Annotated in this window: 26 protein-coding genes and 1 pseudogene; 13 read left to right on the forward strand and 14 right to left on the reverse strand. The window is 67.5% G+C overall.

From position 1 onward, the window contains the following. Positions 1 to 24 precede the first annotated feature (24 nt). Genes LXM88_RS27485 through LXM88_RS27495 form a run of 3 tightly spaced genes read right to left on the reverse strand, consistent with a single transcriptional unit; the run spans position 25 to position 2,681 of the window. Positions 25 to 1,113 (reverse strand): lysylphosphatidylglycerol synthase domain-containing protein, encoded by a 1,089-nt coding sequence (locus tag LXM88_RS27485; RefSeq protein ID WP_262545970.1) that lies wholly within the window; start codon positions 1,111 to 1,113, stop codon positions 25 to 27. Beyond that, positions 1,110 to 2,279 carry a bacteriohopanetetrol glucosamine biosynthesis glycosyltransferase HpnI gene (hpnI, locus tag LXM88_RS27490; RefSeq protein ID WP_262545971.1) on the reverse strand — a complete coding sequence of 390 codons (1,170 nt, stop codon included), beginning with the start codon at positions 2,277 to 2,279 and terminating at the stop codon, positions 1,110 to 1,112. Before hpnI ends, LXM88_RS27485 begins: the two co-directional genes overlap by 4 nt. Before the next feature lie 51 nt (positions 2,280 to 2,330). Beyond that, a complete protein-coding gene (locus LXM88_RS27495) occupies positions 2,331 to 2,681 on the reverse strand; it encodes a hypothetical protein (RefSeq protein ID WP_262545973.1) in 351 nt (116 codons plus the stop codon). Positions 2,682 to 2,963: 282 nt separating this feature from the next. On the opposite strand from LXM88_RS27495, the gene LXM88_RS27500 reads away from it, so the two are divergent. Together LXM88_RS27500 and LXM88_RS27505 are read left to right on the forward strand one after the other, a co-directional pair. Then, positions 2,964 to 3,218 carry a hypothetical protein gene (locus LXM88_RS27500; RefSeq protein WP_262545975.1) on the forward strand — a complete coding sequence of 85 codons (255 nt, stop codon included), beginning with the start codon at positions 2,964 to 2,966 and terminating at the stop codon, positions 3,216 to 3,218. A 69-nt stretch (positions 3,219 to 3,287) separates the two neighbouring features. After that, a complete protein-coding gene (locus LXM88_RS27505; protein ID WP_262545977.1) occupies positions 3,288 to 3,815 on the forward strand; it encodes a cytochrome b in 528 nt (175 codons plus the stop codon). 270 nt (positions 3,816 to 4,085) lie between these two features. Here the strand turns inward: LXM88_RS27505 and LXM88_RS27510 are convergent, their stop codons facing one another. Together LXM88_RS27510 and LXM88_RS27515 are read right to left on the reverse strand one after the other, a co-directional pair. Next, positions 4,086 to 4,358, reverse strand: coding sequence for a DUF4148 domain-containing protein (locus LXM88_RS27510; protein ID WP_262545979.1), 273 nt, complete (start codon positions 4,356 to 4,358; stop codon positions 4,086 to 4,088). A 72-nt stretch (positions 4,359 to 4,430) separates the two neighbouring features. After that, positions 4,431 to 4,775 (reverse strand): DUF4148 domain-containing protein, encoded by a 345-nt coding sequence (locus tag LXM88_RS27515; protein WP_262545981.1) that lies wholly within the window; start codon positions 4,773 to 4,775, stop codon positions 4,431 to 4,433. Positions 4,776 to 4,991: 216 nt separating this feature from the next. Between LXM88_RS27515 and LXM88_RS27520 the strand changes: the two genes are divergently transcribed. Beyond that, entirely contained in the window at positions 4,992 to 5,681 is a 690-nt protein-coding gene (locus LXM88_RS27520) for an aspartyl/asparaginyl beta-hydroxylase domain-containing protein (protein ID WP_262545983.1), read from the forward strand. Between the two features lie 15 nt (positions 5,682 to 5,696). On the opposite strand, the gene LXM88_RS27525 is transcribed toward LXM88_RS27520, so the two are convergent. Further along, positions 5,697 to 6,062, reverse strand: a complete 366-nt coding sequence (locus tag LXM88_RS27525; protein ID WP_262545985.1) for an ASCH domain-containing protein — start codon at positions 6,060 to 6,062, stop codon at positions 5,697 to 5,699. Positions 6,063 to 6,332: 270 nt separating this feature from the next. Here LXM88_RS27525 and LXM88_RS27530 point away from each other — a divergent pair, with 270 nt between their 5' ends. Both LXM88_RS27530 and LXM88_RS27535 read left to right on the forward strand, forming a co-directional pair. Further along, a complete protein-coding gene (locus tag LXM88_RS27530) occupies positions 6,333 to 6,602 on the forward strand; it encodes a MoaD/ThiS family protein (protein WP_262545987.1) in 270 nt (89 codons plus the stop codon). A gap of 67 nt (positions 6,603 to 6,669) precedes the next feature. Then, the gene (locus LXM88_RS27535; RefSeq protein WP_262545989.1) at positions 6,670 to 7,821 is read left to right on the forward strand and encodes a WD40/YVTN/BNR-like repeat-containing protein; all 1,152 of its coding nucleotides are present in this window, start codon (positions 6,670 to 6,672) and stop codon (positions 7,819 to 7,821) included. 45 nt (positions 7,822 to 7,866) lie between these two features. Here LXM88_RS27535 and LXM88_RS27540 read toward each other — a convergent pair whose 3' ends face one another. Next, on the reverse strand, positions 7,867 to 8,829 hold the full coding sequence (locus LXM88_RS27540; protein ID WP_262545992.1) for a LysR substrate-binding domain-containing protein: 963 nt from the start codon (positions 8,827 to 8,829) through the stop codon (positions 7,867 to 7,869). A 147-nt stretch (positions 8,830 to 8,976) separates the two neighbouring features. Here LXM88_RS27540 and LXM88_RS27545 point away from each other — a divergent pair, with 147 nt between their 5' ends. After that, positions 8,977 to 9,402, forward strand: coding sequence for a PACE efflux transporter (locus LXM88_RS27545; RefSeq protein WP_262545994.1), 426 nt, complete (start codon positions 8,977 to 8,979; stop codon positions 9,400 to 9,402). Between the two features lie 124 nt (positions 9,403 to 9,526). Here LXM88_RS27545 and LXM88_RS27550 read toward each other — a convergent pair whose 3' ends face one another. The 4 genes and pseudogenes from LXM88_RS27550 to LXM88_RS27565 form a co-directional block, all read right to left on the reverse strand. Beyond that, on the reverse strand, positions 9,527 to 10,474 hold the full coding sequence (locus tag LXM88_RS27550) for a choline ABC transporter substrate-binding protein (RefSeq protein WP_262545995.1): 948 nt from the start codon (positions 10,472 to 10,474) through the stop codon (positions 9,527 to 9,529). 104 nt (positions 10,475 to 10,578) lie between these two features. Beyond that, entirely contained in the window at positions 10,579 to 11,577 is a 999-nt protein-coding gene (locus LXM88_RS27555; RefSeq protein ID WP_047902460.1) for a GlxA family transcriptional regulator, read from the reverse strand. Positions 11,578 to 11,686: 109 nt separating this feature from the next. After that, complete coding sequence (gene choW, locus LXM88_RS27560) at positions 11,687 to 12,583, reverse strand: choline ABC transporter permease subunit (RefSeq protein ID WP_262545998.1); 897 nt, start codon at positions 12,581 to 12,583, stop codon at positions 11,687 to 11,689. Then, positions 12,576 to 13,929 (reverse strand): annotated as a pseudogene (locus LXM88_RS27565) (quaternary amine ABC transporter ATP-binding protein); the annotation flags it as partial. The gene choW and the pseudogene LXM88_RS27565, both read right to left, overlap by 8 nt. Positions 13,930 to 14,402: 473 nt before the next feature. On the opposite strand from LXM88_RS27565, the gene LXM88_RS27570 reads away from it, so the two are divergent. The 3 genes from LXM88_RS27570 (at position 14,403) to LXM88_RS27580 (ending at position 19,952) form a co-directional block, all read left to right on the forward strand. Beyond that, on the forward strand, positions 14,403 to 17,801 hold the full coding sequence (locus LXM88_RS27570; protein WP_262546000.1) for a DUF2339 domain-containing protein: 3,399 nt from the start codon (positions 14,403 to 14,405) through the stop codon (positions 17,799 to 17,801). After that, positions 17,798 to 19,156 carry a DUF3999 domain-containing protein gene (locus LXM88_RS27575; RefSeq protein ID WP_262546002.1) on the forward strand — a complete coding sequence of 453 codons (1,359 nt, stop codon included), beginning with the start codon at positions 17,798 to 17,800 and terminating at the stop codon, positions 19,154 to 19,156. The genes LXM88_RS27570 and LXM88_RS27575 overlap by 4 nt, the downstream gene beginning before the upstream one ends. Positions 19,157 to 19,277: 121 nt before the next feature. Further along, complete coding sequence (locus tag LXM88_RS27580) at positions 19,278 to 19,952, forward strand: lytic transglycosylase domain-containing protein (protein WP_262546004.1); 675 nt, start codon at positions 19,278 to 19,280, stop codon at positions 19,950 to 19,952. Positions 19,953 to 19,966: 14 nt separating this feature from the next. Here LXM88_RS27580 and LXM88_RS27585 read toward each other — a convergent pair whose 3' ends face one another. The 3 genes from LXM88_RS27585 to LXM88_RS27595 form a co-directional block, all read right to left on the reverse strand. After that, on the reverse strand, positions 19,967 to 20,665 hold the full coding sequence (locus LXM88_RS27585) for a response regulator (RefSeq protein WP_262546006.1): 699 nt from the start codon (positions 20,663 to 20,665) through the stop codon (positions 19,967 to 19,969). A gap of 63 nt (positions 20,666 to 20,728) precedes the next feature. Next, a complete protein-coding gene (gene kdpB / locus LXM88_RS27590) occupies positions 20,729 to 22,813 on the reverse strand; it encodes a potassium-transporting ATPase subunit KdpB (RefSeq protein WP_262546941.1) in 2,085 nt (694 codons plus the stop codon). A gap of 360 nt (positions 22,814 to 23,173) precedes the next feature. Continuing rightward, entirely contained in the window at positions 23,174 to 23,962 is a 789-nt protein-coding gene (locus LXM88_RS27595) for a GNAT family N-acetyltransferase (RefSeq protein WP_262546008.1), read from the reverse strand. 281 nt (positions 23,963 to 24,243) lie between these two features. Here LXM88_RS27595 and LXM88_RS27600 point away from each other — a divergent pair, with 281 nt between their 5' ends. The 4 genes from LXM88_RS27600 to LXM88_RS27615 all read left to right on the forward strand — a co-directional run bounded on the left by LXM88_RS27600 (position 24,244) and on the right by LXM88_RS27615 (position 26,990). After that, a complete protein-coding gene (locus tag LXM88_RS27600) occupies positions 24,244 to 24,549 on the forward strand; it encodes an NIPSNAP family protein (protein ID WP_262546009.1) in 306 nt (101 codons plus the stop codon). Between the two features lie 310 nt (positions 24,550 to 24,859). Beyond that, positions 24,860 to 25,510 carry an NADPH-dependent FMN reductase gene (locus tag LXM88_RS27605; protein WP_262546011.1) on the forward strand — a complete coding sequence of 217 codons (651 nt, stop codon included), beginning with the start codon at positions 24,860 to 24,862 and terminating at the stop codon, positions 25,508 to 25,510. 263 nt (positions 25,511 to 25,773) lie between these two features. Next, complete coding sequence (locus LXM88_RS27610) at positions 25,774 to 25,992, forward strand: transcriptional regulator (RefSeq protein WP_262546014.1); 219 nt, start codon at positions 25,774 to 25,776, stop codon at positions 25,990 to 25,992. A gap of 95 nt (positions 25,993 to 26,087) precedes the next feature. Beyond that, positions 26,088 to 26,990, forward strand: a complete 903-nt coding sequence (locus tag LXM88_RS27615) for a ferritin-like domain-containing protein (RefSeq protein WP_262546017.1) — start codon at positions 26,088 to 26,090, stop codon at positions 26,988 to 26,990. Positions 26,991 to 26,999: the final 9 nt, after the last annotated feature.

The raw sequence follows: 26,999 nt of genomic DNA on the forward strand, positions 1-26,999 counted from the left end.
CGCACGCAGCGCCGTCGGGCCGCGTCAGCGCGGCCTGGCGGATTCCCCGATGCTCAGCGACCCGCGCTTCGTGCCGCCCGGTCGTTTCGCCGATCCGGCCGCCCACTGCCACGCGAGCAAACCCGGCAGATAGAACAGCAGATCGCGCACGCGGCGGGCGCCGGCCAGCGCAAGACAGGTCGGCGCGTCGAACCCGAGCAGCCCGCCGATCAGCACGAACCCGCCCTCCTGCACGCCCAAACCACCCGGCATCAGGAACGCGATGCTGCTCACGAGCTGGATCAAGGCCTCGATCGCGAGCGCCTGCGCAAAGGTCGGATCGGCGCCGAGGAAGTACAGCGCAAGCCAGATCTCCAGCGCATAACCCGCAAACTGCAGCGTCTGCCAGATCCCCAGATAGCGCACGACGATGCCGGTCTTTCTCCAGATCATCCGGATCGACTGATCGGTGCGCGCCGATTCGCCGACCAGCGCCACCACCTTGCCGCTCGTGATCCGGTTGATCACGCGCATCGCGCGCTCGAACGGCCGCGCATGCTGCACCAGCGCGAACAGCAGCAACACCGGTACCAGCGCCGCCATGCCGATCGCGAGGTGCGCGGCCACCCGCGCAGCGTCGGACGACACGCGTTCGAGCACATAGCCGATCGCGATCAGCGCGAACACCAGCTGGCTGATCAGCGTGAGCTGCATGTCGGCGACGAGGCTGGCCACGGCAGTCGCCGGCCGCACGCCCGCCTGCCGCAGCAACCCGAACGACACGATCTCGCCGCCGATCCGCGCGACCGGCAACAGCCCGTTGATCGATTCACGGATCCACACGAGCTTCAGCATCGTCGCGAACGACGGGCGGCGCGGCCCGCGGATCAGCATCCGCCAGTCCCACGCATTCGCGAGCATCGGCAGGATGTGGGCCAGCGCGGCGACGAGCAGCCCGGCGCCGGCGAGCCGCAACCGATGCAGGATTTCCAGCGGATGCTCGCGCCAGATCAGCCACACCGCGAGCGCCAGCCCGGCCAGCGCCGCCGCGCGCCCCGCATGCCGGAGCCGCGCGTCGTGACGCGCGGACCGCCGGTCCGCGTCGGCGTTGCCGGGGTTCGTCTCGATCGTCATGATTCACCCGCCGGCGACAGCAAGCCTTCCCGGTCGACGCGAAAGCGCGTGCCGCGCCAGACGACGTGCGACGAGAAGAAACTCGACACGAAGACCAGGAACTGCAGCAGATCGACGAACGGCAGCCAGAGGGCGCCGCGCAGGCCGGCACCGGTCGCTCGGCTCGTTTTCAGCATCAGCAGCGCCCGCGCGGCGAGCGCCGCGACCGTCAGCCAGCAGGCGGCGAGCGCGCCGCCGGAGAACAGCACGGCCAGCAGCGCGAGCGGCACCGGGTGCATCAGCACCGACCCGGCATGACCGAGCCGGTCCGCGGCGCGGATCGTGCAACTCCAGCGCAGTTCGTGCGCGTACAGCTTCGCGAACGTCTCTTCGACACAGGCATGCCCGACGACGAACGGCGGGATGACGACCTGCGTACCCACTTGCCGCACCGCTTCGCCGAGCGCGTGATCCTCGGCCAGGTGATGCGCGAAACGCGCGAGCCCGCCGATGCGTTCGAGCGTCGTGCGCGTGATCGCAATCGTCTGTCCAAAGCATGGCCGTGCACGCCCGATGAAAAGCCCGGTAATCACACCCGGTAGAAAATGGTAGTTCGTCATCGCGACGGCAACGCGGGGCCAGAAGCCCGGCGACGCGACACCGCGATAGACGCTCGTCACGATGCCGACTTCCGGCTGCTGTAGCGCGCCGACGACCGCACGCAGATAATCGCGCTCGACCACCACGTCGCTGTCGGCGAGACAGAGCACCGAATGCTCCGCGTGTTCGAGCATGTTGACCAGATTCGCGATCTTGCGGTTCGGCCCGTACAGCCGCGCATCGGCGACGACCTTGATGTTCGCGTCCGGATAGCGTGCCCGCAGCGTCTCGACGGCCGCGAGTGCCGCGTCGCCCGCATCGTGCACGCCGAACAGGTGCTGTACCGGCCCCGGATAGTCCTGCACGAAGAAGCTTTCGAGATGCTGTACGAGATCCCATTCGTCGCCGTGCAGCGGCTTCGCGACGGTAACGCCCGGGTAATCGCGCGGCACCGCCGGCGCCCGGGAAAAGAACCTGCCGACCAGCACGCTGGCCGTGACCGTGTAGGCAATGCCCAGCAACACGCCCAGCCCGCAGACGATCGACATTGCCCCGGCCAGCGCGTGCAGCACATGCAGCAAAACCATGCTTCTCCCCAGTGGTGACCCGTACGACCGCAACCGGCCGCGCACGCGGGCTCACCCGTGCACGCTGCCGTATCGATTCCCGTTGAGCCGGATGTCAAGGACGACCAATCGACGATACGCGCAATCAGATGACACAACTACCGTCCGTCGATCGATTCCGGTCACGCGCACGTATCCGCACGCGAGCGCGGCCCTGAACGCCGCATCGGCAAGCTTGCGGGCCGAAAGGATCGCGGTCGCAACCGCGACGACGGTCCAGACGCGAAATGTCATCGTGGTGAAAAACGCCTCGGGTATGCGCAATGCAAGCAGCGACACCAGCACGAAACACTGAATGAACATGCCGGCCAGCGCGGCGATCAGCAGGTGGGCGCGCCATCGCTGGATCGTCGAAGGTGCCATCAGGAATGAATCTCCCGTGCAGGCGACCCGGATCGATCTGAAATCAAACTGAAGGGTCGCGGATTCGTGGGCCGGTGCGTTCGGTCCGCGCCGGACGCGGCAAACCCGGATCGGGATCGGGATTGGGGGAGCAATGTCGTGGCCGATAGTAGCGGGAATGACAGCAGCAAACCTTGAGCGCTCTTCAGGATCGGCGATGATTAAGACAGCTCAATTACAATCCGTTGCATCGCACGCACAGTCGGGCTCGTGCAATCGCAGGCACCTGCACGCGAATTGATCATGCGACTCCGCGTTGTTGAAGACGACGACCTGATCGGCAGCGACACGCAGTCGCCCGGCAGCGGGCTCGGGCTGTTGATCGTCACACGCATCGCGCAGTACTTCGGCGGCACCGTGCAGTTCGAAGTCGGCATCGGCGGTCAGGGTCTCGGCGTCGTCATCGCGCTGCCATCGGTGAATGCAGCCGGATCGTTGCCGCGCAGTGCGCCGGCCGACGAACACGACGATCGATCGCGCGCGATGCCGCGTGCTTAACGATTCGTTAACGATTCACCCGTAGAATTCTCCGACACATACGATCCCCAAAGTCCGTCAGGAGTCTTCATGCCCACGCCCGCCCGATATGACGCAGTTGCACGCTTTCTTCACTGGATGATCGTGGCGCTGGTCGTCGCGCAATATGCGATCGGCTGGACGATGCCCGATGTGCATCGCGATACGCAACCGATCGGCCTGATCGCCGCGCACCTGATCGTGGGTACCGCATTGCTTGCGGCGATGGCTTGCCGCGTGCTGTGGCGCGCGACGCATCGCCCGCCTGCAAGCGACCTGCCGCCCGCGATGCGCGCGCTGTCGGGTGCGACGCATTTCGCGCTCTACGCGCTGCTGCTCGCGGTACCGCTGCTCGGCTGGATCAACGCATCGTCGCGCGCTTGGGCCGTGACGCTGATCGGAGTCGTCCCGTTGCCGGCCCTGTCGGCGGCCGGTTCCGGATTCGGTCACGCAATGGGCGACGTGCACGGCATCCTCGCATGGGCGCTGTTCGCCGGCATTTGCCTGCACGTGGCAGCCGCGCTGGCGCACCGCTTCGTGCTGCGCGACCGGGTCGTGCAGCGCATGATGCCGTGGTGATCGCCCCCCCTGTTTCAGCGCACCATCTCATTGCCTGAATGAACCGGGTTGTTCCGGTTCGCGACATTGCCTGCCTTCCTGTTCATCGCGCGATCAACCTGCCGACCCATCGCGATCGGTTGACGAGATGATCTCGACGTCGCGCGAAGCGGCGCGCAATCAGCGGCATGGCAGCCGGTGCCCTTCGGTCACGTCGAGCGGCGCGAAGGGTACGCGGATTGCCATACCGCGAACACGACGGCCAGAAGCCACACGCGTACATATCGACACCTAATTGCTGGTCTGAGCCGGCATGCCGGGGGCCGGCGCATGCATGGCGGCTGCCGCCCTGGCCCGATCCTGCTCGGCGAGCTTCGCTTCCGCGGCCTGGATGTCCGCCGGATACTCGCCGTCGTCGCCCTTCGCCGGGTCGTACCCGGCCGCTTCCAGACGCATCAGCTCGTCGCGAACCTGCGCGCGCGTCAGCGGTGCGGCCGATTGCGCGAATGCCGACTGACCGACGATCATTCCGATCATCATCAGTACTGCGATATATGTTTTCATCATGAACTCCTTCAATGTTCCGTATCCATCAACCGTGGTGAATGCCTGACTTGCGAACGCAGGCGCGTTGGATCAGCTTCCGAAATAGATCGAGCAGAAGCTAGCGGGGCCGACGCATGCGGCCGGGCGCTGGCGCGGCAACATCGCCGCCGGCTTGCCCGCTTCGGATGAAACGGCCGGATCGCTGCCGACCGCCGTGCTGGACTGACGCTGCGGCATCTGATCGACCTGCCGCTGGAACAGCGGGCTCACGTCCGGATACGACGTGTCGGTCACGAAGCGCAGCCCGTTGTTTTCGGCGTCGATCAGTTCCTGCCTCACCTGCGCTCGCGTGAGCGCCTGTGCCGACGCTTGCGTCGCGACACCCGCGACAGACATCGCCACCACCGTGGCGGCCACCAGCCAATGCTTGTTCATGGTTTGCTCCTTCAGAAGTCAACGAGACGACGTGCTACACCCGTATGACGACGGCAGGGGTTCGTTTATTCCCGCGCGTTGTGGCCCGGGCAGCTTGCGTCGAGCGGTCATCGAACTGTCATTCTTTCGTCAGACGGCGTAACCTGACGTAACGCAGCGCCCGTCGCGCTTCGCGCAGACTGACGACACCTCACACGGATCGCCGATCGATCGACCATGTCCGTCGCTTACGACTATGCAGCCGGCCTGCTCCGCACGCTGTACGACCGCCATATCGACGGCGACGCGGTGCTCGATACGGCCGCGTTCCCGGATGCCGAGCGCTTCGTGCGCGCGTGGCCTGCGATCCGTGCGGAAGCGCTCGCCGTGGCGCGCGACATGCCGCGTATCCCGCGCTTCCACGAGATCATGCGCGAGCAGTACGACATCTCGGCCAACGATGCGCGCGACTGGCGGATGTTCATCATGCAGGCGTACGGCCAACCGTTTCCGCGCAACCTGTCGCGCTGCCCGACTGTCGCATCGATCGTCGCGGCGTCGCCGGACGTGCTGTCCGCATCGTTGTCGTTTCTCGCGCCGGGCAAGCACATTCCGCCGCATCGCGGGCCGTTTCGCGGCATCCTGCGCGGCTATCTCGTGCTGTCGATGCCGAAGCGCGCGGACGGCACACCGGCCGCCGTGCTGAAAGTGGATGGATGCGAATACCGGCTCGACGAAGGCCGCTTCCTGCTGTGGGACGACACGTTCATGCACGAGGTGTGGAACGACAGCGATGAAGTGCGGATCGTGCTGCTGCTCGATATCCGCCGGCGCGGGATGCCGCGCTTGCTCACGTGGCTGTCGAATGCGGTGATCGGCGTCGTGCGGCTCGGAATTCGGGTGCGGGGGCGGTCGATTCCGGTTTAGCGCGCGACGCAAGCGTCAGGATGCTTGCCCGGAAGCTGGCTCCAGCGCATAGATGCCTCGCCTGGCGACACACCGGAAAGGCCGGTCGATCGGCCGCACATTCGCCAGTTCCCAGCACACGTATCCGGCACACCATTGCTTGCGCTGCAAGCGGGCTTCGTCGGGCGTCCAGTCGTGCACGCCCACGACGTCGACCAGCGCGAGCGCGAGGCCGTCGGGATCTTCCTGCCCGTCCTGTCGCAGATAGATCGTGTTTTGCACCAGCACGAGATCGAGCAACGGAATGGTCGGTGGCGCCCACGACCGGATTTCCACCTGCTTGCGTCCCGCAACGATATCGTCGACGGCGGGCTTCACGATCGACAGGGCCTGTCGCGGCATGGCAAGTCATTCCTTCGGCAAGTTGAAATCGCGCGACCGTCGATCGTCGCGCAGCCGGAACGGCCATGCGATTGCGGTCCGGGCGAGATTGTTGCCGATTCGTCGGCGTGTGTCGACCGAGACAGGCCGGGTACGCCGGATACGCCGGAGTGACACCGCCACCGCGGATCGGTCATGCGCAACGGGGCGACCCGACTTCGTCCTTCGGCCCCCGACGGATCGCCTAAACTACAGACCGTCCCCTTTGCGCGGCTCCTGCCGGCCACTGCCATGGCGCATATCTTCTTCGCCGCTTCGATCCAGCGGCACGTCGAAACGCCCGAGCGCGAGATCGACGCACACACGCTCGGCGAAGCATTCGACACCGTTTTCAGCGAGCAGCCGCGACTGCGCGGCTACATCGTCGACGACCAGGGTGCACTGCGCAAGCATCTCTCGGTATTCATCGACGGCCAGCCGCTGCGCGACCGGCAACGGCTGTCCGATGCGCTCGGCGACTCCAGTCGGGTTTATGTCGTGCAGGCGCTGACGGGCGGATAAGGGGACTTATGCAAAAGCCCCGAAAAGATGCCAAAGCGCCCAGTCAGGCCATCAGGAGACATCCAACATGAACGATCGATTGCTCGTCGCCACCCGCAAAGGCCTGTTCGTTCTGCAGCCCGACGGCAACGGCGGCTGGACGCTCGGCGAGCCGCATTTCGTCGGCGAACCGGTCAGCATGGCACTCGCCGACCCGCGCGACGGAACGCTGTACGCCGCGCTCAACCTCGGTCATTTCGGCGTGAAGCTGCACCGCAGGCGGGCGGGCGCCGCCGACTGGGAAGAATGCGCAGTCCCCGTTTATCCGCCGCAGCCTGCCGACGAACCGCCCGCCAGCGCCAGCGCGGCGCATGCGAGCACGGGCGACGCGGACGACGAGCCCCCCAGCCCACCCCGGCCGCCCTGGACGCTTCAGCAGATCTGGTCGCTCGAAGCCGGCGGCGCCGACGAGCCGGGCGTACTGTGGGCCGGCACGATACCCGGCGGGCTGTTCCGCTCCGACGATTGCGGCGACTCGTGGGTGCTCAACCGCCCGCTGTGGGATCGCCCTGAACGCGCCGAGTGGGGCGGCGGCGGATACGACGCGCCGGGCATCCATTCGGTGATGGTCGATCCGCGCGACAGCCGGCACGTGACGGTCGGCATCTCGTGCGGCGGCGTCTGGCAGACCGTCGACGGCGGCGCGACCTGGCGCGTGACGGCAGACGGCATGGAAGCCGACTACATGCCGCCCGAACGGCGCGGCGAGCCCAACGCGCAGGACCCGCACCGCGTCGTGCAGTGCGCAGCCAACCCGGACGTGCTGTGGACGCAGCATCACTGCGCGATCTTCCGCTCGACCGACGGCGCCGAGCACTGGCGGCGGATCGACGCGCAGCCTTCGAACTTCGGCTTCGCGGTCGCCGTGCATCCGGACCAACCGGACACCGCGTGGTTCGTGCCGGCCGTGAAGGATGCGTGCCGGATTCCGGTGAACGGCCGGTTCGTCGTCACGCGCACGCGCGACGGCGGCCGCAGTTTCGAGAGTTTGTCGAACGGGTTGCCGGCCGCGCCCGCGTACGACCTCGTGTATCGGCACGGGCTCGCGGTGGACGATTCCGGCACGCGCCTCGCGATGGCGTCGACGACCGGCGGGTTGTGGACGTCCGGCGACGGCGGTGACAACTGGCAGATGGTATCGGCGCATTTGCCGCCGGTGTATTGCGTCAGGTTCGGGTAACGGCGGGCGGCGGGCACCCGGAACCCGATATGGTCGGGTTCCCGCTCACTCGGCGGATCTCACCGCAACGTGCTCGTCGGCGCGGCGATCGCCCGGCGTCATCCGCGCCACCGCCGCACGCGTCTGCGCGATTTCCGCTTCGAGCCAGTCGAGGAACCGCCTGACCTGCGGCTCGCGTTCCCGCCCGGGCCGGCACAGCGCGACGAAGCGTGCGCCGTCGAGACGCACCGACGGCTCGATCGGCGTCAGCGCGCCGCGCTCGACATGCTCGGCCGCCAGCACGGAGCTGAGCAGCCCGACGCCCTGCCCGTGCAACACGGCCTGCAACGCGTAGTGCTCGTCGTCGTAATGCCGGAACACCGCGCGTTCGAGCCATGCTTCGCGATTCGCCGCGCGACACCACGACGCCCAGTCGATCGATACAGGCAGCGGCGTATCCCACACGGTCTCGATCAGATCGAGCCGCTCGTCCGAACGATGCGCATCGAACCCGGCAGCCGCATACGCGCCGAAATACTCGTCGATCAGCGCAATCTCGTGCAGCGCCGGGAACGTGCGCGACGTCGCGCGAATCGCGAGATCGATTCGCGCGTCGCGTTCGAGATCGGCGAGCGCGTTGCCGGTTTCGACCTTGAGGTTCAATTGCGGATCGACACGGCGAAACCGTCCGAGACGCGGAATCAGCCACATCGCGGCAAATGCGGGCGTGGTGGTCAGCACGAGCGTGCGCTCGTCGGCCGCTTCGGGCCGCACCGCATCGAGCCCGCGGCTCAGTGCAAGCAAGGCATCGTGACTCGCGCGAAACAGCCGCTCGCCCTCCTCCGTGAGCCGCACGCCGCTCGCGCCGCGCTCGAACAGCAGCACGCCGAGCCGGCTTTCGAGCGACTTGATCTGGTGCGACACGGCGGCCGGCGTCACGGACAGTTCGTCCGCGGCGGCCTTGAATGCGCCGAGCCGCGCCGACGACTCGAATACACGCAATGCGGTCAGGGGAATTTTCGAGAACACGGGGCCTCGCGGGCCGGATGCGGCCGGGTTGAATTCGATTCAATCGGGGTGAGATTAGGTGAATTGAAGCGGGTGCGCAACGCGGATAGCCTTGCGGGACGTCGCGGCACCGTGCCGCGGCGGTTGCCGTCGAACCGGAGAAACAACGTGCAAGGCCTACCGCGCAGGATCACGCAGGCGGTGCTCTACGAAGCGATCGCCATCTCCTGCATCTCGCCCGCGATCGCGGCGATCTTCAAGCAGGACCTCGTCTATTCGGGTGCGCTGTCGGCAACCATGTCGGCGATCGCGCTGCTGTGGAACATGATCTTCAATGCGCTGTTCGAGCGCTGGGAAGCGTCGCGCCGGCAGCCGACGCGTACGCTCGGGCGGCGGATCCTGCACGCCACCGGATTCGAGGGCGGCCTGATCTTCGTGCTCGTGCCCGTCGTGTCGTGGTGGCTCGACATCTCGTGGTTCGACGCGTTCGTCGTCGATATCGGGCTGTTCGCGTTCTTCTTCTGCTATGCGTTCGTGTTCCAGTGGGCGTTCGATCGCGTGTTCGACGTGCCGGCGGCGACGAAGGGGTTGTGACCTTCGTTCTCGCGCGCTGCTTCGCCACGCCCAAAACAACGCGGCCCGCCCGCACGATGCGGGAGGGCCGCGTTTCATCACGCCGGCGCGCCGCCTTCGGCGGGCACGCCGGCCACATCGATGCTCAATGCACGCCGAGATACGCCTTCACCGCCGGCAGCCCCGGCTTGCCGTCGAGCGTCGTCACGCCGGCCAGCCACTTGTCGAGCGCCTGCGGGTTCGCCTTCAGGTACTCGGCCGCCGCCTTGTTCGGGTCTTCCTTGTTCATGATCGGCACCATCACGTGGTTCTCGATCGTCGTCGTGAACTGCAGGTTCGACACGAACTTCGCGACGTTCGGGCAGCGCTGCGCGTAGTCGGGCGGCGTCGCCGTCAGCACCTTCGCTTCGCCGTAGTTCGGGCCGAACACGTCGTCACCGCCGCTCAGGTAGTCGATCTTCATCTGCACGTTCATCGGATGCGGTTCCCAGCCCAGGAACACGATCCACTGCTTGTCGCGGATCGCGCGATTCACCTCGACCAGCATCCCGGCCTCGCTCGATTCGACCATCTTGAACTTGCCGAGGCCGAACTGGTTGCCGTCGATCATCTTCTTGATCAGCAGGTTGCCGTCGTTGCCCGGTTCGATCCCGTAGATCTTGCCGTTCAGCTTGTCCGCGAACTTCTGGATGTCCGCGAACGACTTCAGGCCGCCCTGGTACACGTAGTCGGGCACCGCGAGCGTGTATTTCGCGCCGGTCAGGTTCGGCGTCGACAGCACCTTGATCGTGCCGGCCTTCGTGAACGGCTGGATGATCGGGTCCATCGTCGGCGACCAGTAGCCGAGGAACACGTCGATCTGCTTGCTCTTGATCCCGGCGAACGTGATCGGCACCGATGCAATCGTCTTCGTCGGGCTGTAGCCGAGCCCCTGCAGCATCGTCGATGCGAGGCCCGTGGTCGCCGCGATGTCGGACCAGCCGACATCCGCGAAGCGCACGTTCTTGCATACGGGCGGATCGGCCGCATAAACGGCCGACATCGGTGCGGTTATTCCGATCCCGCACACCGCTGCGATCAATAGGCGCTTCATCTTTCTTCTCCTCAAAGTGATGTCGTTTGCATGAATGCGGGATCGTTTATTGAAGCCGCGCGCCGCGATCCCGGCGACGTCGCGGACTGGGTGATTCTTGACGGTCAGCGCCCCGGCAACCTGCGCTCGTAGCTCGGCGCATGGCCGAACTGCGCGCGGTACGCCTTGCTGAAATGGCACGGCGAATGAAACCCGCAGACCGTCGTCACGCGTGCGATCGACGCATCGGTCGTGCGCAACAGGTCGCGTGCGCGTTTCAGGCGCATCGTCAGGTAATAGTGGGTCGGCGACACGTTCAGGTACACCTTGAACATCCGCTGCAGGTGCCGCTGCGACAGCCGCACGAGCCGCGCGAGTTCCTCGAGCGACAGCGGCTCCTCGATGTTCGCCTCCATCAGCCGCACGACCTCGATCAGTTCGGCACGCGAGAAGCCGACGCGCGCATCGACGGGAATCGGCTGCGTATCGGTCGAACTGCGGATGCGTTCCAGGATGAACTGCTCCGACACCTGCGCGGCAAGCTGCTGGCCGAATCGCATGCCGACGAGATTCAGCATCAGGTCGAGCGGTGCGGTGCCGCCCGTGCAGGTCAGCCGGTCGCGATCGACGACGAACAGCTCGTCGGCGAAGCCGACCTGCGGAAACTCGGCATGCAGCGCGGACAGGTTCTCCCAGTGCACGGTGCAGCGATAGCCGTCGAGCAGCCCGCTCGACATCAGCGCGTACGCGCCCGTGCAGATGCCGCCGAGCGGCAGCCCGCGTTCGGCGAGCGCCGCGAGCGTATCGCGCGCGCCTTCGTCGACCACGTCGCGGATGCGGATGCCGCCGCACACGATCATCACGTCGGGCAGGTTCGTGTAGTCGAGCGCCTGCGTGGGCCGCACCGCAATGCCGTTGCTGGCATGCGCCGGCGCGCCGTCGAGCGAGTAGATCGACCACTGGTAGTGGTCGGCGCGCCCGACGTAGTTCGCCATCCGAAGCACTTCGACGGCGCTCGAGAACGCGATCATCGAAAAGTTCGGCAGCGTCAGGAAGCCGAAATGGGCGAGGGACGAAACCGGTGAAACGCAGGCGGCGGGCGCAACAGCGACGGCAGACGTCACATCGGTCTCCTGGCGAGGAGGTTGCAGGGGGCCAGCTCCGCGGCAAATGCCGCGGAAGCCGTTATCGATTCAGGGAAGGCGGCCGGAAGTCCGGCCGGCCGCCAGTCGGTCAGGCCTGTGCGGGCGCCGCCTTCACACGAAAGAGCTGCTTGAGGCCCGAGAACAGCGGCGCCTTCACGGTGCCCGGTGCGCGGCCGAAGCTTTCGGTGATGCGGTCGAGAATGATCGCGAGCAACACCACCGACAGACCGCTTTCGAAACCGAGGCCGATGTCGAGGCGCTGGATACTCGCGAGCACGTCGTTGCCGAGACCGCCCGCGCCGACCATCGACGCGATGATCACCATCGACAGCGCCATCATGATCGTCTGGTTCACGCCCTGCATGATCGACGGCAGCGCGTTCGGGAACTGCACCTTGTACAACAGTTGCCACGGCGTGCAGCCGAATGCCTGGCCGGCTTCGACGATCTCGCGGTTCACGTGACGGATGCCGAGGCTCGTCAGGCGCACGGCAGGCGGCATCGCGAAGATCACCGTCGACAGGATCCCCGGCACGCGGCCGAGACCGAACAGCATCGCGGCCGGAATCAGGTAGACGAACGCCGGCATCGTCTGCATCAGGTCGAGGATCGGGCGCACGGTCGCGGCGACCCACTTGCTCTTCGCGGCCCAGATGCCGAGCGGGATGCCGAGCACGAGGCTGATGATCGTCGACGACAGCGTGAGGCCGAGCGTGATGACCGTCTGATCCCAGAAGCCCGTCGCGAAGATCAGCAGCAGCGACGCGGTGGTGAACAGCGCGAAGCGCCAGCCCACCCGCCACAGCCCGACGCCGATGAAGATCGCCATCATCAGCCACATCGGGATCGCCTGCAGGCTGTGCTCGACGAATGCCGCGAGACCCTCGATCGCTTGACCGATCGCGTCGAACGTCTTCGCGTCGTGGTCGAGCAGGTAATGAACGGACTGGTCGACCCAGGTACCGAGCGGAATCATTTCAGACATGGGAGCCTCGCGAACGCGTGATGGCCTTCAGGATGAGCGCACGATCGACCGAGCCGCAGTAGCAGCCGTCGTCGTCGACGACGGGCAGTGCATTCGGGCTCGCGACCACGCGCGCGACGACATGTTCGAGCGACGCATCGCGCCGGATGCTTTCGACCGGCCGCACGGACGGCGTGTCCTGACCGATCGCATCGCGCGTGACGAAGCCGCGGATCTTGCGTTGGGCGTCGAGCACGAACGCGTATTCGGCGCTGCCGTTCAGCGTCGCCGCGACGTTCGCGGCATCGCACTTCGACATGGTCGGCACGGCACCCGTCTGCATCAGGTCGCCGGCAGTGAGGTAGCGGCTCGTGTCGATGCCGTCGAAGAACGCGCGCACGTAGTCGTCGGCCGGGTTCGCGATGATGTCCTGCGGCGTACCGACCTGCACGAGCCGGCCGCCTTCCATGATCGCGATGCGGTTGCCGATGCGCAGCGCTTCCTCGAGATCGTGCGACACGAACATGATTGTGCGGCGCTGCTCCTTCTGGAGCTGCAGCAGCACGTCCTGCATTTCGCGGCGCTTCAGCGGATCGAGCGCGGAGAACGCCTCGTCCATGATCATCAGCGACGGGTTCACGGCCAGCGCGCGGGCGAGGCCGACGCGTTGCTGCATGCCGCCCGACAGCTCGGACGGCAGCTTGTGCGAAAACGGTGCGAGGCCGACCTGTTCGAGCACCTCCATCGCGCGCCGTTCGCGTTCCTTCTTCCCGACGCCCCCGACCTCGAGGCCGAACGCGGCGTTCGACACCACGGTGCGATGCGGCATCAGCGCGAACGACTGGAACACCATGCTCATGTCCTTGCGGCGCAGCGCGGTGAGCGCCGAGCGGCGCGCCGACGCGACGTCGAGCCCGTCGATCATCACTTTGCCCGCGCTCGGGTCGACGAGGCGGTTCACGAGGCGGATCAGCGTGGATTTGCCGGAGCCGGACAGGCCCATCAGCACGAAAATTTCGCCTTCCTGCACATCGAAGGAGACGTTGTGCACGCCGACGACCTGGCCGGTGCGCCTGAGCACGTCATCCTTCGTCGCACCGGCGGCGAGCATGTCGAGCGCCTGCTGGGGGTTACTTCCAAATACCTTGCACAGACCTTCGACTACGACCTTGGGGGCATCCATCGAAACCTTCTCCTCGTGTAGCGGGGACTCACGCGTGTCACTCAGCGTGCCTACATAGTTGCCAGAAAAAACCCCGACCTGCCGACGAATTACGACAAACGCTTGCGCAAATACGACACGGCCTCCAGCCCCGCCCGCCGGGCCGCGGCACGCGGCGATACCCGATTGCGGCAGCGCAATACGCGCACACCCAACAACGGCGGGCATCCGACGCAAGACTTGTGCGCAGCAGCGCGGAGCGTATCGGAGGGCTTTTTGCGCCAATTCGCGCCGGACGCACGTCGCTTTACGACAATTTCACGTCCGATCGGCCCGCGGCGCGAATGTCGTCCGACCAATGCACGTCAATCGCCCGTCTCGCCGCGCCTGTCGGCCCTTCGCAAAAAGCATGACCGTGCAAAAAAAGCCATGCCGCGCGATCGTCATGAACGGAAATCAGCCACGCATCGCGGCCGGTCCGCAACCCAGAAAATCCCGCATGACCGCTGTGATACATTGCCTGCAAACACGCCGATCGCGCCGTTGCCGCACGCGTTGCGCACGACGGTCCGCCAACGGCGCGCACTTGCCGGTTCGCCTGCCGGCCGTGCTGAACCCGCCTCGATCCGGTGCGCGCCGCGATCGAAGGACGATAACGATACGAGAGGGAGTAAGGCGTTGAACTGGGCATTCGCCGTAATCGGCTTCATCGTGGGCGGCATCGCCGCATTGATCGGGGATTTCTCGGTCGCAAACGGCTCGCTGCTCGGCGCCGTCGTCGGGTTCTGCATCGGTCATGCGCTGCGGCAGCGCAAACTCACGAACAACAGCGCCACGCCCGACGCGTTCGCGATGCCCGCGACGCCGCCACCGACGCCCGCACCGCTCGCGGAGCGCGTCGCACGCCTCGAAGCCACCGTCGAAACGCTCGCGCGCGAACTCGAATCGCTGCGCGGCCAGCTCGCCGGCGCGAAGGCCGGTGCGGCCGCTACCGGCAGCGCCGCGCCAACGCCGGTGTCCAGCGCGGCCGGCACTCCGTCCGCTCCGCTGGCGCCGCCTGCTTCGGCAACGCCAGCGACACCGCCCGCGCAACCCGCAATCGCAGCCGCCGCGCGCCCGGGCACACCGGCATCCGCATCGGTGCCGGCTCCCGCACCCGCAGCACGCGCCGCCGTTCCCGCTGCCGCCAACGCGGCAACGAACGCAACGAATGCACCGGCCACACCCGCCCGCCCTGCCCCGTCCGCGCCGCGCGAACCCGGCATCGCCGAACGTGCGTTCGGCGCCGCACGCGACTGGCTGCTCGGCGGCAACACGGTCGTGCGCGTCGGGATCATCGTGCTGTTCTTCGGCGTCGCGTTCCTGCTCAAGTACGCGGCCGACAACAACATGCTGCCGATCGAATTCCGCCTCGCGGGCACCGCGCTCGCCGCGGCCGCGCTGCTCGCGATCGGCTGGCGCGTGCGTGCGCGCCGCGCCGCGTACGGCCTCGTGCTGCAAGGCGGCGGCGTCGGCATCCTGTACCTGACGATCTTCGCCGCGACCAAGCTTTATGCGCTGCTGCCCGTCGGCGCCGCGTTCCCGCTGATGGTCGCGGTCTGCGCGCTGAGCGCGTTCCTGGCGGTGAAGCAGAACGCGCTGCCGCTCGCGTTCATGGGCAGCGCGGGCGGTTTTCTCGCGCCGGTGCTGCTGTCGACCGGCCAGGGCAACCATGTCGCGCTGTTCAGCTACTACGCGCTGCTGAACGCGGGCATCTTCGCGATCGCGTGGTTCAAGGCATGGCGCCCGCTGAACCTGCTCGGCTTCGTGTTCACGTTCACGATCGGCTCGGCGTGGGGCGTGACGGCCTACCGCCCCGCGCTGTTCGCGAGCACCGAGCCGTTCCTGATCCTGTTCTTCCTGATGTATGTCGGCATCGCACTGCTGTATGCGGTGAAACGCGAACTGGCGCTGCGGCATTACGTGGACGGCACGCTCGTGTTCGGCACGCCGATCGTCGCGACCGCGCTGCAGGCAGCGCTCGTGAAGGGCACGCCGTTCGGGCTCGCGTGGAGCGCCGTCGCGCTGTCGGCGTTCTACGTCGCGGTCGCCGCGTGGCTCGCGCGGCGCCGCGACCGCCTCGCGCTGCTGTTCGAAGCGATGCTCGCGCTCGCGGTGATCTTCGCGACGCTCGCGGTGCCGCTCGCGTTTTCCGGCCCGACGACGAGCGCCGCGTGGGCGATCGAAGGCGCGGCCATCGTGTGGCTCGGGGTGCGCCAGAAGCGCCTGCTGCCGTTCGGCTTCGGCCTGCTGATGCAGGTCGCCGCGGCCGGCGCGTTCTTCACGAGCCTGCTCGGGCCGGCCGATACAACCGCGCTGCCCGTGCTCAACAGCCCGTATATCGCGATGCTGCTGATCGCGCTCGCCGGCCTGTTCACCGGCTGGTGGCTGCACGGGCGCGACGAGGCGCGCGCATGGCATGCATGGATGCCCGAGATCGGCGCCGCAGCCGCGGCGTGGGGGCTGCTGTGGTGGGTGAGCGGCGGGCTGCACGAGATCCTCGTCTACGCGAGCCGTCACATCGACCTGCATGCCGACCGCTTCGTCGTCGACACAACCGCGCTGTTCGCGGCCGGCACCGCGTGGCTCGCGCACGTCGCGCGCCGCCGGCTGGCATGGCCGCTCGCCGAATGGCCCGCGCTTGCGCTGACGCCGGTGCTGGCGCTGCTCGCGTTGCGCGCATTCGATGCGTACGAAGCGCCGCTGTCGGGCATGGGCGCGTTCGCGTGGCCTGTCGCCGTCGGCGCGGGTCTTGCGCTGCTGTGGCGCCAGTCGCGCGCACCGGCGAGCGCCGATGCCGCGAAAGGTGCGGCGCCAGGCATCGGCCAAGCCATCGCCGCCGGCGTGATCGCGCCGCTGCATACGCTGATGTTCTGGACGCTGTGCGGGCTGCTGTCGCTCGAAGGCTTCTGGCGCCTGCGCGCATTCGTCCCCGAAGGCGCGTGGAGCTGGAGCGCGTGGGCCTACGGTTTCGGTGCGCTGCTCCTGCTCGTATCGGGCCCCGGCTCGCGCCTGCGCTGGCCCGTCGCGGCATTCCCGCGCGCTTACCAGGTATGGGGCGCGGCACCGCTCGCCGCGCTGTTGTGGCTGTGGAGCCTTGCCAGCGTGACGAGCGACGGCGACGCATCGCCGCTCTTCTGGCTGCCGCTGCTCAATCCGCTCGACATCGCGCAGTTCCTGGTCTTCGTCGCGTTCGCCGCGTGGCTGCGCCGCCTGAAGACGCTCGGCATCGCGTGGCATCCGCGCGTTGTCGACTATGTTGCGATCGCAACCGTATTCCTGTGGTTCAACGCACTGATGCTGCGCACGCTGCATCAGCGCTTCCACATGGCCTACGACATCGACACCGTGCTGTCGTCGTTCGGCATCCAGCAGGTGTTCATGGTCGGCTGGAGCCTGTTCGCGTTCGCCGGGATGTGGCTGACGCGCCGTGACGGGGTCGCCCGCGTGTGTGCGCTCGCATCGCTGCCGCTGATCGTCGTGATGTGGGTGTGGACCTTCTACGCGAACTTCACGCAGGACGGCGGAAGCTGGGCGCGCGTGCCGCTCTTCAACCCGCTCGATCTCGTGCTCGCGGTCGTCTATGCGCTCGCCGCGTCGTGGTTCGTACGCGCGCGCAAGCTCGGCTGGTCGTTCGGGAAGTATCGCGTCGAACTGCTGAGCGCGGCCGGTGCGACCGTATTCCTGTGGCTCAACGCGATCCTGCTGCGCACGCTGCACCACTGGGCCGGCGTACCGTACGAATTCGGCGCGATGGCCGAATCGACGCTCGTACAGGCGTCGGTATCCGTGTACTGGACGGTCTGCGCGCTCGCGACAACGATCTGGGCCACGCGCCGCGGGCTGCGGCCGCTGTGGTTCGTCGGCGCCGCGCTGCTCGCGCTCACGGTCGTCAAACTGTTCCTGTTCGACCTGTCGCACGTGACCGGCATCGAGCGCATCGTGTCGTTCATCGGCATCGGCGTGCTGCTGCTGTTGATCGGCTATTTCTCGCCGCTGCCGCCGAAGGCCGCGACCCACCAGGACGACTCGCAATGAAACGACTCGCAGCCCTGCTCGGACTGAGCCTGCTCGCGTCGTTCGCGGCCGCCGACGGCACGTCGGATGCCGGGCGCGTCGCACAGCGCTTCTCGCTCGACCTCGACGGCAGCGCCGCGTATTACCAGCTCACCGTACCGCAACCCGTGTATGCGGCCAGCCGGCGCGACGATCTCGGCGACGTGCGCGTCTTCAACGGCGCGGGCGAGCCGGTTCCGTATTCGCTCGACGCGCCCGCGGCGGCCACGCCCGCCGTGCCGCCATCGCGCACGCCGGTGCACTGGTTCCCGCTGCCGCCGGTGCGCGCCGATAACGGCAAAGCGCCGCTCGGCGTGACGGTGGGCCCCGACGGCTCGCTGCGCGCGGCCGTCGCCACGCCGTCACCGGCAAAGCGCGGCGCGGATCTCGTCGACCTGTCGCGTGCGGACGGTCACATCGACGCGCTGCTCGTGCACGTGGGCGACGACAGCTACCAGGGGCGGGTGGCCGTCGACGCCAGCGACGACCTGCGCAGCTGGCGCTCGCTCGGCAGCACGCAGTTGCTGAAGGTCGGCCGCGGCGACGACATGCTGGTGCAGGAACGCATCGCGCTCGAAGGCGCGGCGCCGCGCTACCTGCGGCTGGACTGGCTCGACGGCGCGCCCGCGATTGCGTCGATCGACGTCGAGACGCATCCGCGCGACGCGCGCGGGACGGACACCGCGTCCGTGCCGCGCCAATGGCGCGACGCCGCGCGCGTGCGGGCCGGCGGCACGCCCGGCGAGTATCTGTTCGACACCGACGGCGCGTATCCGGTCGACCGCGTGCGTCTCGACCTGCCGCAGCCGAACACCGTCGCGCGTGCGACGCTGCAAAGCCGCGCCGACGCACAGGCGCCGTGGCGCGACGTCGCGAGTGCCGTGCTGTTCCGGCTGCAGGGCAAGGCCAGCGAGCAGCGCAATGCGCCGCTCGAGTTCGCGGCGAATACGGATCGCGCGTGGCGGATCGTCGTCGACATGCGCAACGGCGGATTCGGCAGCGGCCAGCCGGCGGTTGCGATCGGGTGGCATCCGGCCGCGCTGACCTTCGTCGCGCGCGGTTCGCCGCCGTTTACGCTCGGCGTCGGCGACGCATCGCTCGTGTCGTCGGCCGTGAGCCGCGACGCGCTGCTGGTCGGCATGGCGCCCGAAGTGCGGCCCGCGCGCGTCGGCGCGGCGCTGCCGGTATCGGCTGTCGCGCCGTCGGCGGCTGCCGATACGGACGCGAAGCGCCGCTACGTGCTGTGGAGCGCGCTGGTCGTCGCGGTCGGCGTGCTCGGCACGATCGCATGGCGTCTCGCGAAAGGCGGCGGCGAGTCGCGCAATCGCGAAGAGTGACGCGACGCGATTACACCCATCGCCCGTGTTTACGCGGCGTTTATCCGGCACCCCTGTTTCTTTCGACGGTCGCAACGCATGACTGCGTACAGTCGTCGCATCGGAACCACGATGCGACGACATGCAGGAAACCTATCCATCGCATGACCAGCCGGTGCCGCGCACGCGCCCGGCCCTGCCGCTGAAGCGGCTGCTACCGCTTTTCCCGATCGCGCTGTCGCTGGCGGTCGCGCTCCCCGCGCGGGCCGGCGACACGCCGGCGGCACCGGCCACCGCCGCCAGCGCCGCCAGCGCCGCCAGCGCCGCCAGCGCGCACGATACATCGCTCCCTCCAAGCATCGATACGATCGTCACGACGCTGCGCAACCGCTTTCACGTCGCGTATGCGGACGCACGCACGATCGCCCGCGCGGTGCAGACCGAATCGGACCGCTACGGGCTCGCACCGGCGCTGCTGCTGGCGATCATCGCGGTCGAATCGGGCTTCGATCGCCACGCGGTCAGTGTTGCCGGTGCACGCGGGCTGATGCAGGTGCTGCCGGCCGCGCATCGCGACCTCGTCGCGCACGTGAAGGACCTGTCCGATCCGGCGACCAACGTGCGGATCGGCGCGGCCATCTTCCGCGGCTACCTCGACGATGCGGACGGCGACGTCGAAACCGCGCTCGTGCGCTACAACGGCGGCACGAAGCGCTATGCGCAGCGCGTCGTACTGCGCGTGCAGCAATTCGATGCGCAGTTGCGCGGTTCGAACGGCGCGGCAGCCGACGAATTGCGGACGGCCGCGAACCCCTGACCTGAGCGCGGCCGCTACGCGGCGCCGGCGAGCCGGTAGCCGACCCCCATCTCCGTCACGATGTACTCGGGCCGCCGCGGATCGCACTCCAGCTTGCGCCGCAAGTGGCCGACATACACGCGCAGGTAGTGCGCATCCTTGCCGTGCGCCGCACCCCACACCTCGCTCAACAGACGGTCGTGCGTCAGCAGCCGTCCCGCTTGATGCGCGAGCACGGCCAGCAACCGGTATTCGATCGGACTCAAATGCACGCGCGCACCGCCGCGAAACACCTGGCGATCGCCGAGATCGACGGTCACGTCGCCGAAGCGCACGCGCACCGCATCGAGACGCCCGCCGCCGGCCTGACGACGCAGGTGCGCGCGAATCCGCGCGATCAGCTCGGCGGCGCCGAACGGCTTGGTCAGATAGTCGTCCGCGCCGGCGTCGAGCGCGGCCACCTTGTCGCCTTCCGCGCTCAGCGCCGACAGCACGATCAGCGGCGCGTCCGAACACGCGCGCAGCGCACGGATCAGTTCGGTGCCGCCGAGATCGCGCAGGTTCGTGTCCGCGACGATCAGGTCGGGACGGTGTGCGGTGACGGCCGCCACGCCCGCGACACCGGTCGCGGCCTCGCAGACGTGCATGTGTTCGGCCTTCAGCGCGACACGGACGAAATGCCGGATCAACCTGTCTTCGTCGACGATCGCGATGACGACGGTCGGTTCGCTCATGCGGCAGCGCCTCTGTTCGCGGTGTCATGCGTACTGTCGCGGCCGGCACCGTGCGCGTCCATGTTAGGCCCATCCGAACGCGACGAGCATCATGTCGATCAGCTTGATGAACGGGAACGGCAACAGCACCCCGCCGAGGCCGTAAAGCAGCAGGTTCCTGCGCAGCAGCGGCGCGGCGCCGAGCGGACGATAGCGCACGCCCGTCAGCGCGAGCGGAATCAGCGCAACGATGATCAGCGCGTTGAAGATCACCGCCGACAGGATCGCCGATGCCGGCGACGCGAGGTGCATCACGTCAAGCACACGCAGCTGCGGGTACGTCGTCGCGAACGCAGCCGGGATGATCGCGAAGTACTTCGCGATGTCGTTCGCGATCGAAAACGTCGTCAATGAGCCGCGCGTCATCAGCATCTGCTTGCCGATCTCGACGATCTCGATCAGCTTCGTCGGGTTCGAGTCGAGGTCGACCATGTTGCCCGCTTCCTTCGCAGCCTGCGTGCCCGTGTTCATCGCGACCGCCACGTCGGCCTGCGCGAGCGCCGGCGCGTCGTTGGTGCCGTCGCCCGTCATCGCGACGAGGCGCCCCGCCGCCTGGTGCTCGCGGATCGTCGCGAGCTTGGTTTCCGGCGTCGCTTCCGCGAGGAAGTCGTCGACGCCCGCTTCCGCCGCGATCGCCGCGGCCGTCAGCCGGTTGTCGCCCGTCACCATCACGGTCTTGATGCCCATCTTGCGCAGTTCCGCGAAGCGCTCCTTGATGCCGCCCTTCACGATGTCCTTCAACTCGATCACGCCGAGCATGCGTGCGACGCCGTCGCGTCGCTCCGCGACCGCAAGCGGCGTGCTGCCGCGGCGTGCGATGTCGGTCACGGCCGCTTCGACTTCGCGCGTGACACGGCCGCCGTGGGACTCGACGTAATGCGCGATCGCGTCGGCCGCGCCCTTGCGGATCTCGCGCCCCGCCCCGCCGGACGAAGCCCCGTCCGGGAACAGGTCGACGCCGCTCATCCGCGTCTGCGCGCTGAACGATAGAAAGACGGCGTGCAGCGCCTGCATGTCGCGCTCGCGCAGATTGAAGCGCTCCTTCGCGAGCACGACGATGCTGCGGCCTTCCGGCGTTTCGTCCGCGAGCGACGACAGTTGCGCGGCATCGGCCAGCGCTTCCTCGGTCACGAACGGCGCGGGCACGAACGCCGACGCCTGGCGGTTGCCGAGCGTGATCGTGCCGGTCTTGTCGAGCAGCAGCACGTCGACGTCGCCGGCCGCTTCCACCGCGCGGCCCGATGTCGCGATCACGTTCGCGTGCATCATCCGGCTCATCCCCGCCACGCCGATCGCGGACAGCAAGCCGCCGATCGTCGTCGGGATCAGGCATACGAGCAGCGCGACGAGCGCGGTGATCGTCACCACGTGGCCGGCCTTCATCGCTTCGACCGCGAACGTCGAAAACGGCAGCAGCGTCGCGGTCGCGAGCAGCATCACGATCGTCAGCGCAACGAGCAGGATCGTCAGCGCGATTTCGTTCGGCGTCTTCTTGCGCTTCGCGCCTTCGACCATCGCGATCATCCGGTCGAGGAACGCCTCGCCCGGATTGACGGCGACCCGCACGACGATCCAGTCGGACAGCACGCGCGTGCCGCCCGTCACCGACGAGAAATCGCCGCCCGATTCGCGGATCACCGGCGCGGATTCGCCGGTGATCGCCGATTCGTCGACGGACGCGACGCCTTCGATCACGTCGCCGTCGGCCGGAATCGTGTCGCCGGCTTCGACGAGCACGACATCACCCTTGCGCAGGTCGGTCGACGCCATCACCTCGACAGCGGCCTTCGCATGCGGCGCCGAGAGCTTCTTCGCGACCACATTGTGTTTCGCACTGCGCAGCGACGCGGCCTGCGCTTTCGAGCGCCCCTCGGCGAGCGCTTCCGCGAAGTTCGCGAACAGCACGGTGAACCACAGCCACAACGCGATCGCGACGATGAAGCCCGCCGGCGCCTCGGCCTGGCCGAACAGCGCGGCGATCCACAGAATGGTCGTCAGGATGCTGCCGACGTACACGCAGAACATCACCGGGTTGCGGAACTGCGTGCGCGGCGTGAGCTTCCTGAACGAATCGGCGATGGCCGGGCGCACGAGTGCGGGATCGAACATCGAGCGCGCGGCCGTGCGCGCACGATCGGTACGATCGGGGCGCGGGCCTGTCAACGGTGCGAGAGACATGGCGGTTTCCTTTCGCCGGCGAGCCGTCGTGGCGGCTTTCGGCACCGCTTGTCGCGGGCCGACGCCGTCGCGCGCACGGTCGCGCGGCATCCGTTTCCACGAAACCATCTTATGAACGTTCGCGTGAAGATCGCGGCAAAGGATTGCGGCAAAGCATAAAAAGCGCGTAAACATCGGTTTCGCCGCGGCGCGGCGGGGGTGTCTCGAGGGCCGTACACGAGCGGAAGCGCCACACTCCGCTCACGCGATGCTTACGCGGTAAAAACGGGAAATGGAGCCGCTACGCGGCGCTCAGCCGACCGTGTAGCGCCCATGCTGGCGCAGCCGCCGCGGCGACGAGCGGCAGCTCGCGGCGCCGGCCGCGCGGCGCGCCGCCGATCCCGTACCGCGGCGCATGCGCAGGTCGCGTCGCGCCACCGCGGCCACGCGCGCCGGCCACGCATGCGCAAGACGCCGCCCGGCCGCCACGCGCGCGGCCTGCCGCGACGCCGGCGACACGCGGCGCACGACGTGCGCGACGGGCCGCTTGCAGAGGATCGCGCTGTCGTAGCGCTTGCCGGCGAAGCGCATCAAGTCGACGACCTCGAAGCCCTGCGCACCGTAGAACGCCAGCAGATGCGACGCCGGATGCGGCGTATCCAGCGCGAGCAACGAATAGCCGCGCAACGCGGCCCACTGCTCGGCGAACGACAGCAGCAACGCGCCGATCCCGCGGCTCTGGCAATCGGGATCCACGGCTACCTGGCGCACGCTCGCGACGCCTTCCCGCCGGTACAGCGAGCAGGCCGACGACGGATCGGTCCCATACAGCGTGGCCGTGCCGATCACGCGCCCGCCGCACACGGCCACATAGCACTCGCCCGCTTCCGCGCGGCGGCGCGTGACGTCCTCGTCCTGATCGACGCATGTGCAGTTGAGCCCCATCGCGCCGAGCCGCGCGAACGCACGATGCAGCATCGGCGTGAGTTGCGCATAGCTGTCGACTGCCGGATCGAAACGCCGTACGACCACCCGGTCGGCGCACACGGAAGGCGGCGCAGCGGGGAGACGTTCGGCAATCGCGTTCCAGGGTATCGACATCGCAGTGCTCCGTGGTTGGGATGCCGGAAGTCTAGGAGCGCGCCGGTGGGCGTCGCAAGAAAAAATGTCGTAAAAGTTTGGGGAAATGCGCGCAGGAAAAGCAGTCGCGGCGGTATGTGGCGCCGCTCTGCCGGCGTCGTTGCGAACGCATGAAAGTGCGCCGATCGTTGTTCGCGCAAGCAACCAATCCCGCGATGGCGTCGACACGCCGCGCGCACTCCGTTGACACCAGCGGCGACGCGCTCCAGACTCGCCGTTCCGTCACCGCACCGCGAGCACTCATGGTCACCTGCTTCCTTCGCTACGTCATCGATCCGTACAAACTCGACCAGTTCGAAACCTACGGCAAGATGTGGATTCCGCTCGTCGAAAAGTTCGGCGGCACGCATCACGGCTATTTCCTGCCGTCCGAAGGCGCGAACGACATCGCGCTTGCGATGTTCTCGTTCCCGAGCCTCGCCGAGTACGAGCGCTATCGCGAACGCTCGAAGGACGATCCGGCGTGCCAGGCCGCGTTCCGCTATGCGGACGAAACGCGCTGCATCGTCAGCTACGAGCGCAGCTTCTTCCGGCCGGTATTCGAGTAACCGGCAACGCCCGCCGACATCGCGCCCCTTTTCCTGACCGGGACGAAAAAAAGCCCCGCCAGCATCCGCGCGGCGGGGCCAACCCATGTCAGTAGAGACATCATGGAGGAGACGGGCCCATGTTATCGACCGTGGCGCACCGCCCCAACCAAGCATTTCTGCTATCGATCTGCGTGGCCGCGCACACGATTGCCCCCGCCGCGCGGCATATCGATAGAACGAAAAGTCGTTTTCAGAGTGGTGACGGGGTCGTTACCATCTGGTTTTAAGCCTGTGCTTAGCCGGGCAAGCCATCCCCGAGGAGCGCCCCTTGACTGCATTCGATCAACACCGCCGCCCGTTCGTCGTCGGCATCGGCGGTACCACCCGAGCAGCGTCGTCGACCGAACGCGCGCTGTCGTTCGCGCTGCGCGGCGCGCAGGCCGCCGGCGCGCGCACGCGACTGTTCGACGGCCCGTTCCTGCATACGCTGCCGCACTACGCACCCGAACACAAAACGCTGACCGACGCGCAGCGCGAACTGATCGACACCGTGCGCCAGGCCGACGCGATCATCATCGCGACGCCCGGCTATCACGGCGGCGTCTCCGGTCTCGTGAAGAACGCGCTCGACACGCTCGAGGAACTGCGCGCGGACGATCGCCCCTATCTCGACGGCCGCGCGGTCGGCCTGATCGTCACCGCGTACGGCTGGCAGGCGGCCGGCACCGTGCTGACGTCGTTGCGCTCGATCGTCCATGCGCTGCGCGGCTGGCCGACGCCGTTCGGCGCGACCGTCAACACGCTCGAAACGCGTTTCGAAAGCGTCGACAGTTGCTCGGATCCGAAGGTCGTCGCACAGCTCGAAACGGTCGGCGCGCAAGCGGCCGAGTTCGCGCTCGCATTCGCGTCGCATCGCGCGGCCACACACGCGGCATCGGTCGACGCGCTCGCGCCCGTGCTGAAGATCGCCAACCACTAATCTCCTGCATTCCGCCGCCCGCGCCCGGCCGACAAGGTTCGCCGTGCGCGGGCGGCGCGCCTTCGAACGCGCGGCGATGTACCGTGCGCGCCGGTACAGCCTCACGCACAAACCACACCGACGCTTCGCGTTGAATCCCCTTCCCCGGCATGCCCCCTCGATATCGATTCGGCCCGCCGCATGATTTGCATTGGCCGAAAGATTGGTTCACGCGGCCGGCGGGTTTTCGTACGCTGAAAGCCCGAACTTTCTCCGCGCACGCCATGAACCGTACGATCCGCTACAAGGGCTATGAAGTCGCCCCCGCTGCCGCCCGGTTGCCGAACGGGCTGTTCGCCGCCAACCTGACGATCGCGCGGGCGAGCGGCGGCTCGTCGTCGCGCTCCGTTTCGTTCGACGCGATCGATTTCTTCTTCGAAGAGGAACACGCGCTCGCCTACGCGTCCCGCTGGGGCCGCCTCTGGGTCGACACGCACGTGTGACGCACGCCTGACCGGCGTGCGCATGGCCGCACGAAAATGCGCGTTTACGGAAGCTATGCAAGAATCTTTCGACCCGTAATCGCATGACAACAGCCATGAGTGACACGCTGCAGGAAGCGCATGCAGCCGCAGATCACGCGATGCGCAACTGGACTTTCGAAAGGCAAGGTCCGGTCAGGATCGGCTCCGATGCGCACAAGCAGATGTTCTGCCGCATGCTGCTCGACACACACAATCCGTACAAACCGGCCGTGATCGACTGGCCGGCGCTCAAGCCCGCCGAACTCAGGCGGCTCACGTCGCTGCCGATCTGGGACATCGCGGTGCAAACCGAAGGCCGCGCATCGATCCGCGTGGCGACCTACGCTGCGACGATCGACGATCCGCTGTTGCGCCGCGCGCTCGAGATGGACGGCGGCGAGGAAGCGCGCCACAAGGTCGTGCTGTCGAAGCTCGTCGAGGCGTACGGCATCCGGCTCGCGCCCGAGCCGGCCTACCCGGCGCCGAAGGACCCCGAGTGGTCGTGGATGGTGACCGGCTTCAGCGAATGCATCGACAGCTTCTTCGCGTTCGGCCTGTTCCGCTCCGCGCAGCGCTCGGGCTATTTCCCGTCCGAACTCGTCGAAACCTTCGAGCCGGTGATCCAGGAGGAAGGCCGGCACATCCTGTTCTTCGTGAACTGGTACGCATGGTACTGGCGCAGTTTGCCGTGGTGGCGCCGGCCGTGGTTCTTCGCACGCGTCGCGGCCGTGTGGGCATTCCTGATCCGGGAACGCATCGGCATCGCACGCGGCATCGACGCCGACGGCGTCGCGCGTGACGCGAACTTCCCGGCGACCGGCACCGCCGACATCGGCGATGCGCTGAACCCGCGCGAGCTGATCGAGCTGTGTCTCGTCGAGAACGACCGTCGGATGGCCGGTTACGACAAGCGCCTGCTGCGCCCGATGTTCGTGCCGCGGATGGCGCGGTTCGCGCTGCGGTTTCTCAAGAAGTAAGGCCGAGGG

The sequence above is a fragment of the Burkholderia sp. S-53 genome (assembly GCF_025560745.1).
Taxonomy (GTDB): domain Bacteria; phylum Pseudomonadota; class Gammaproteobacteria; order Burkholderiales; family Burkholderiaceae; genus Burkholderia; species Burkholderia pyrrocinia.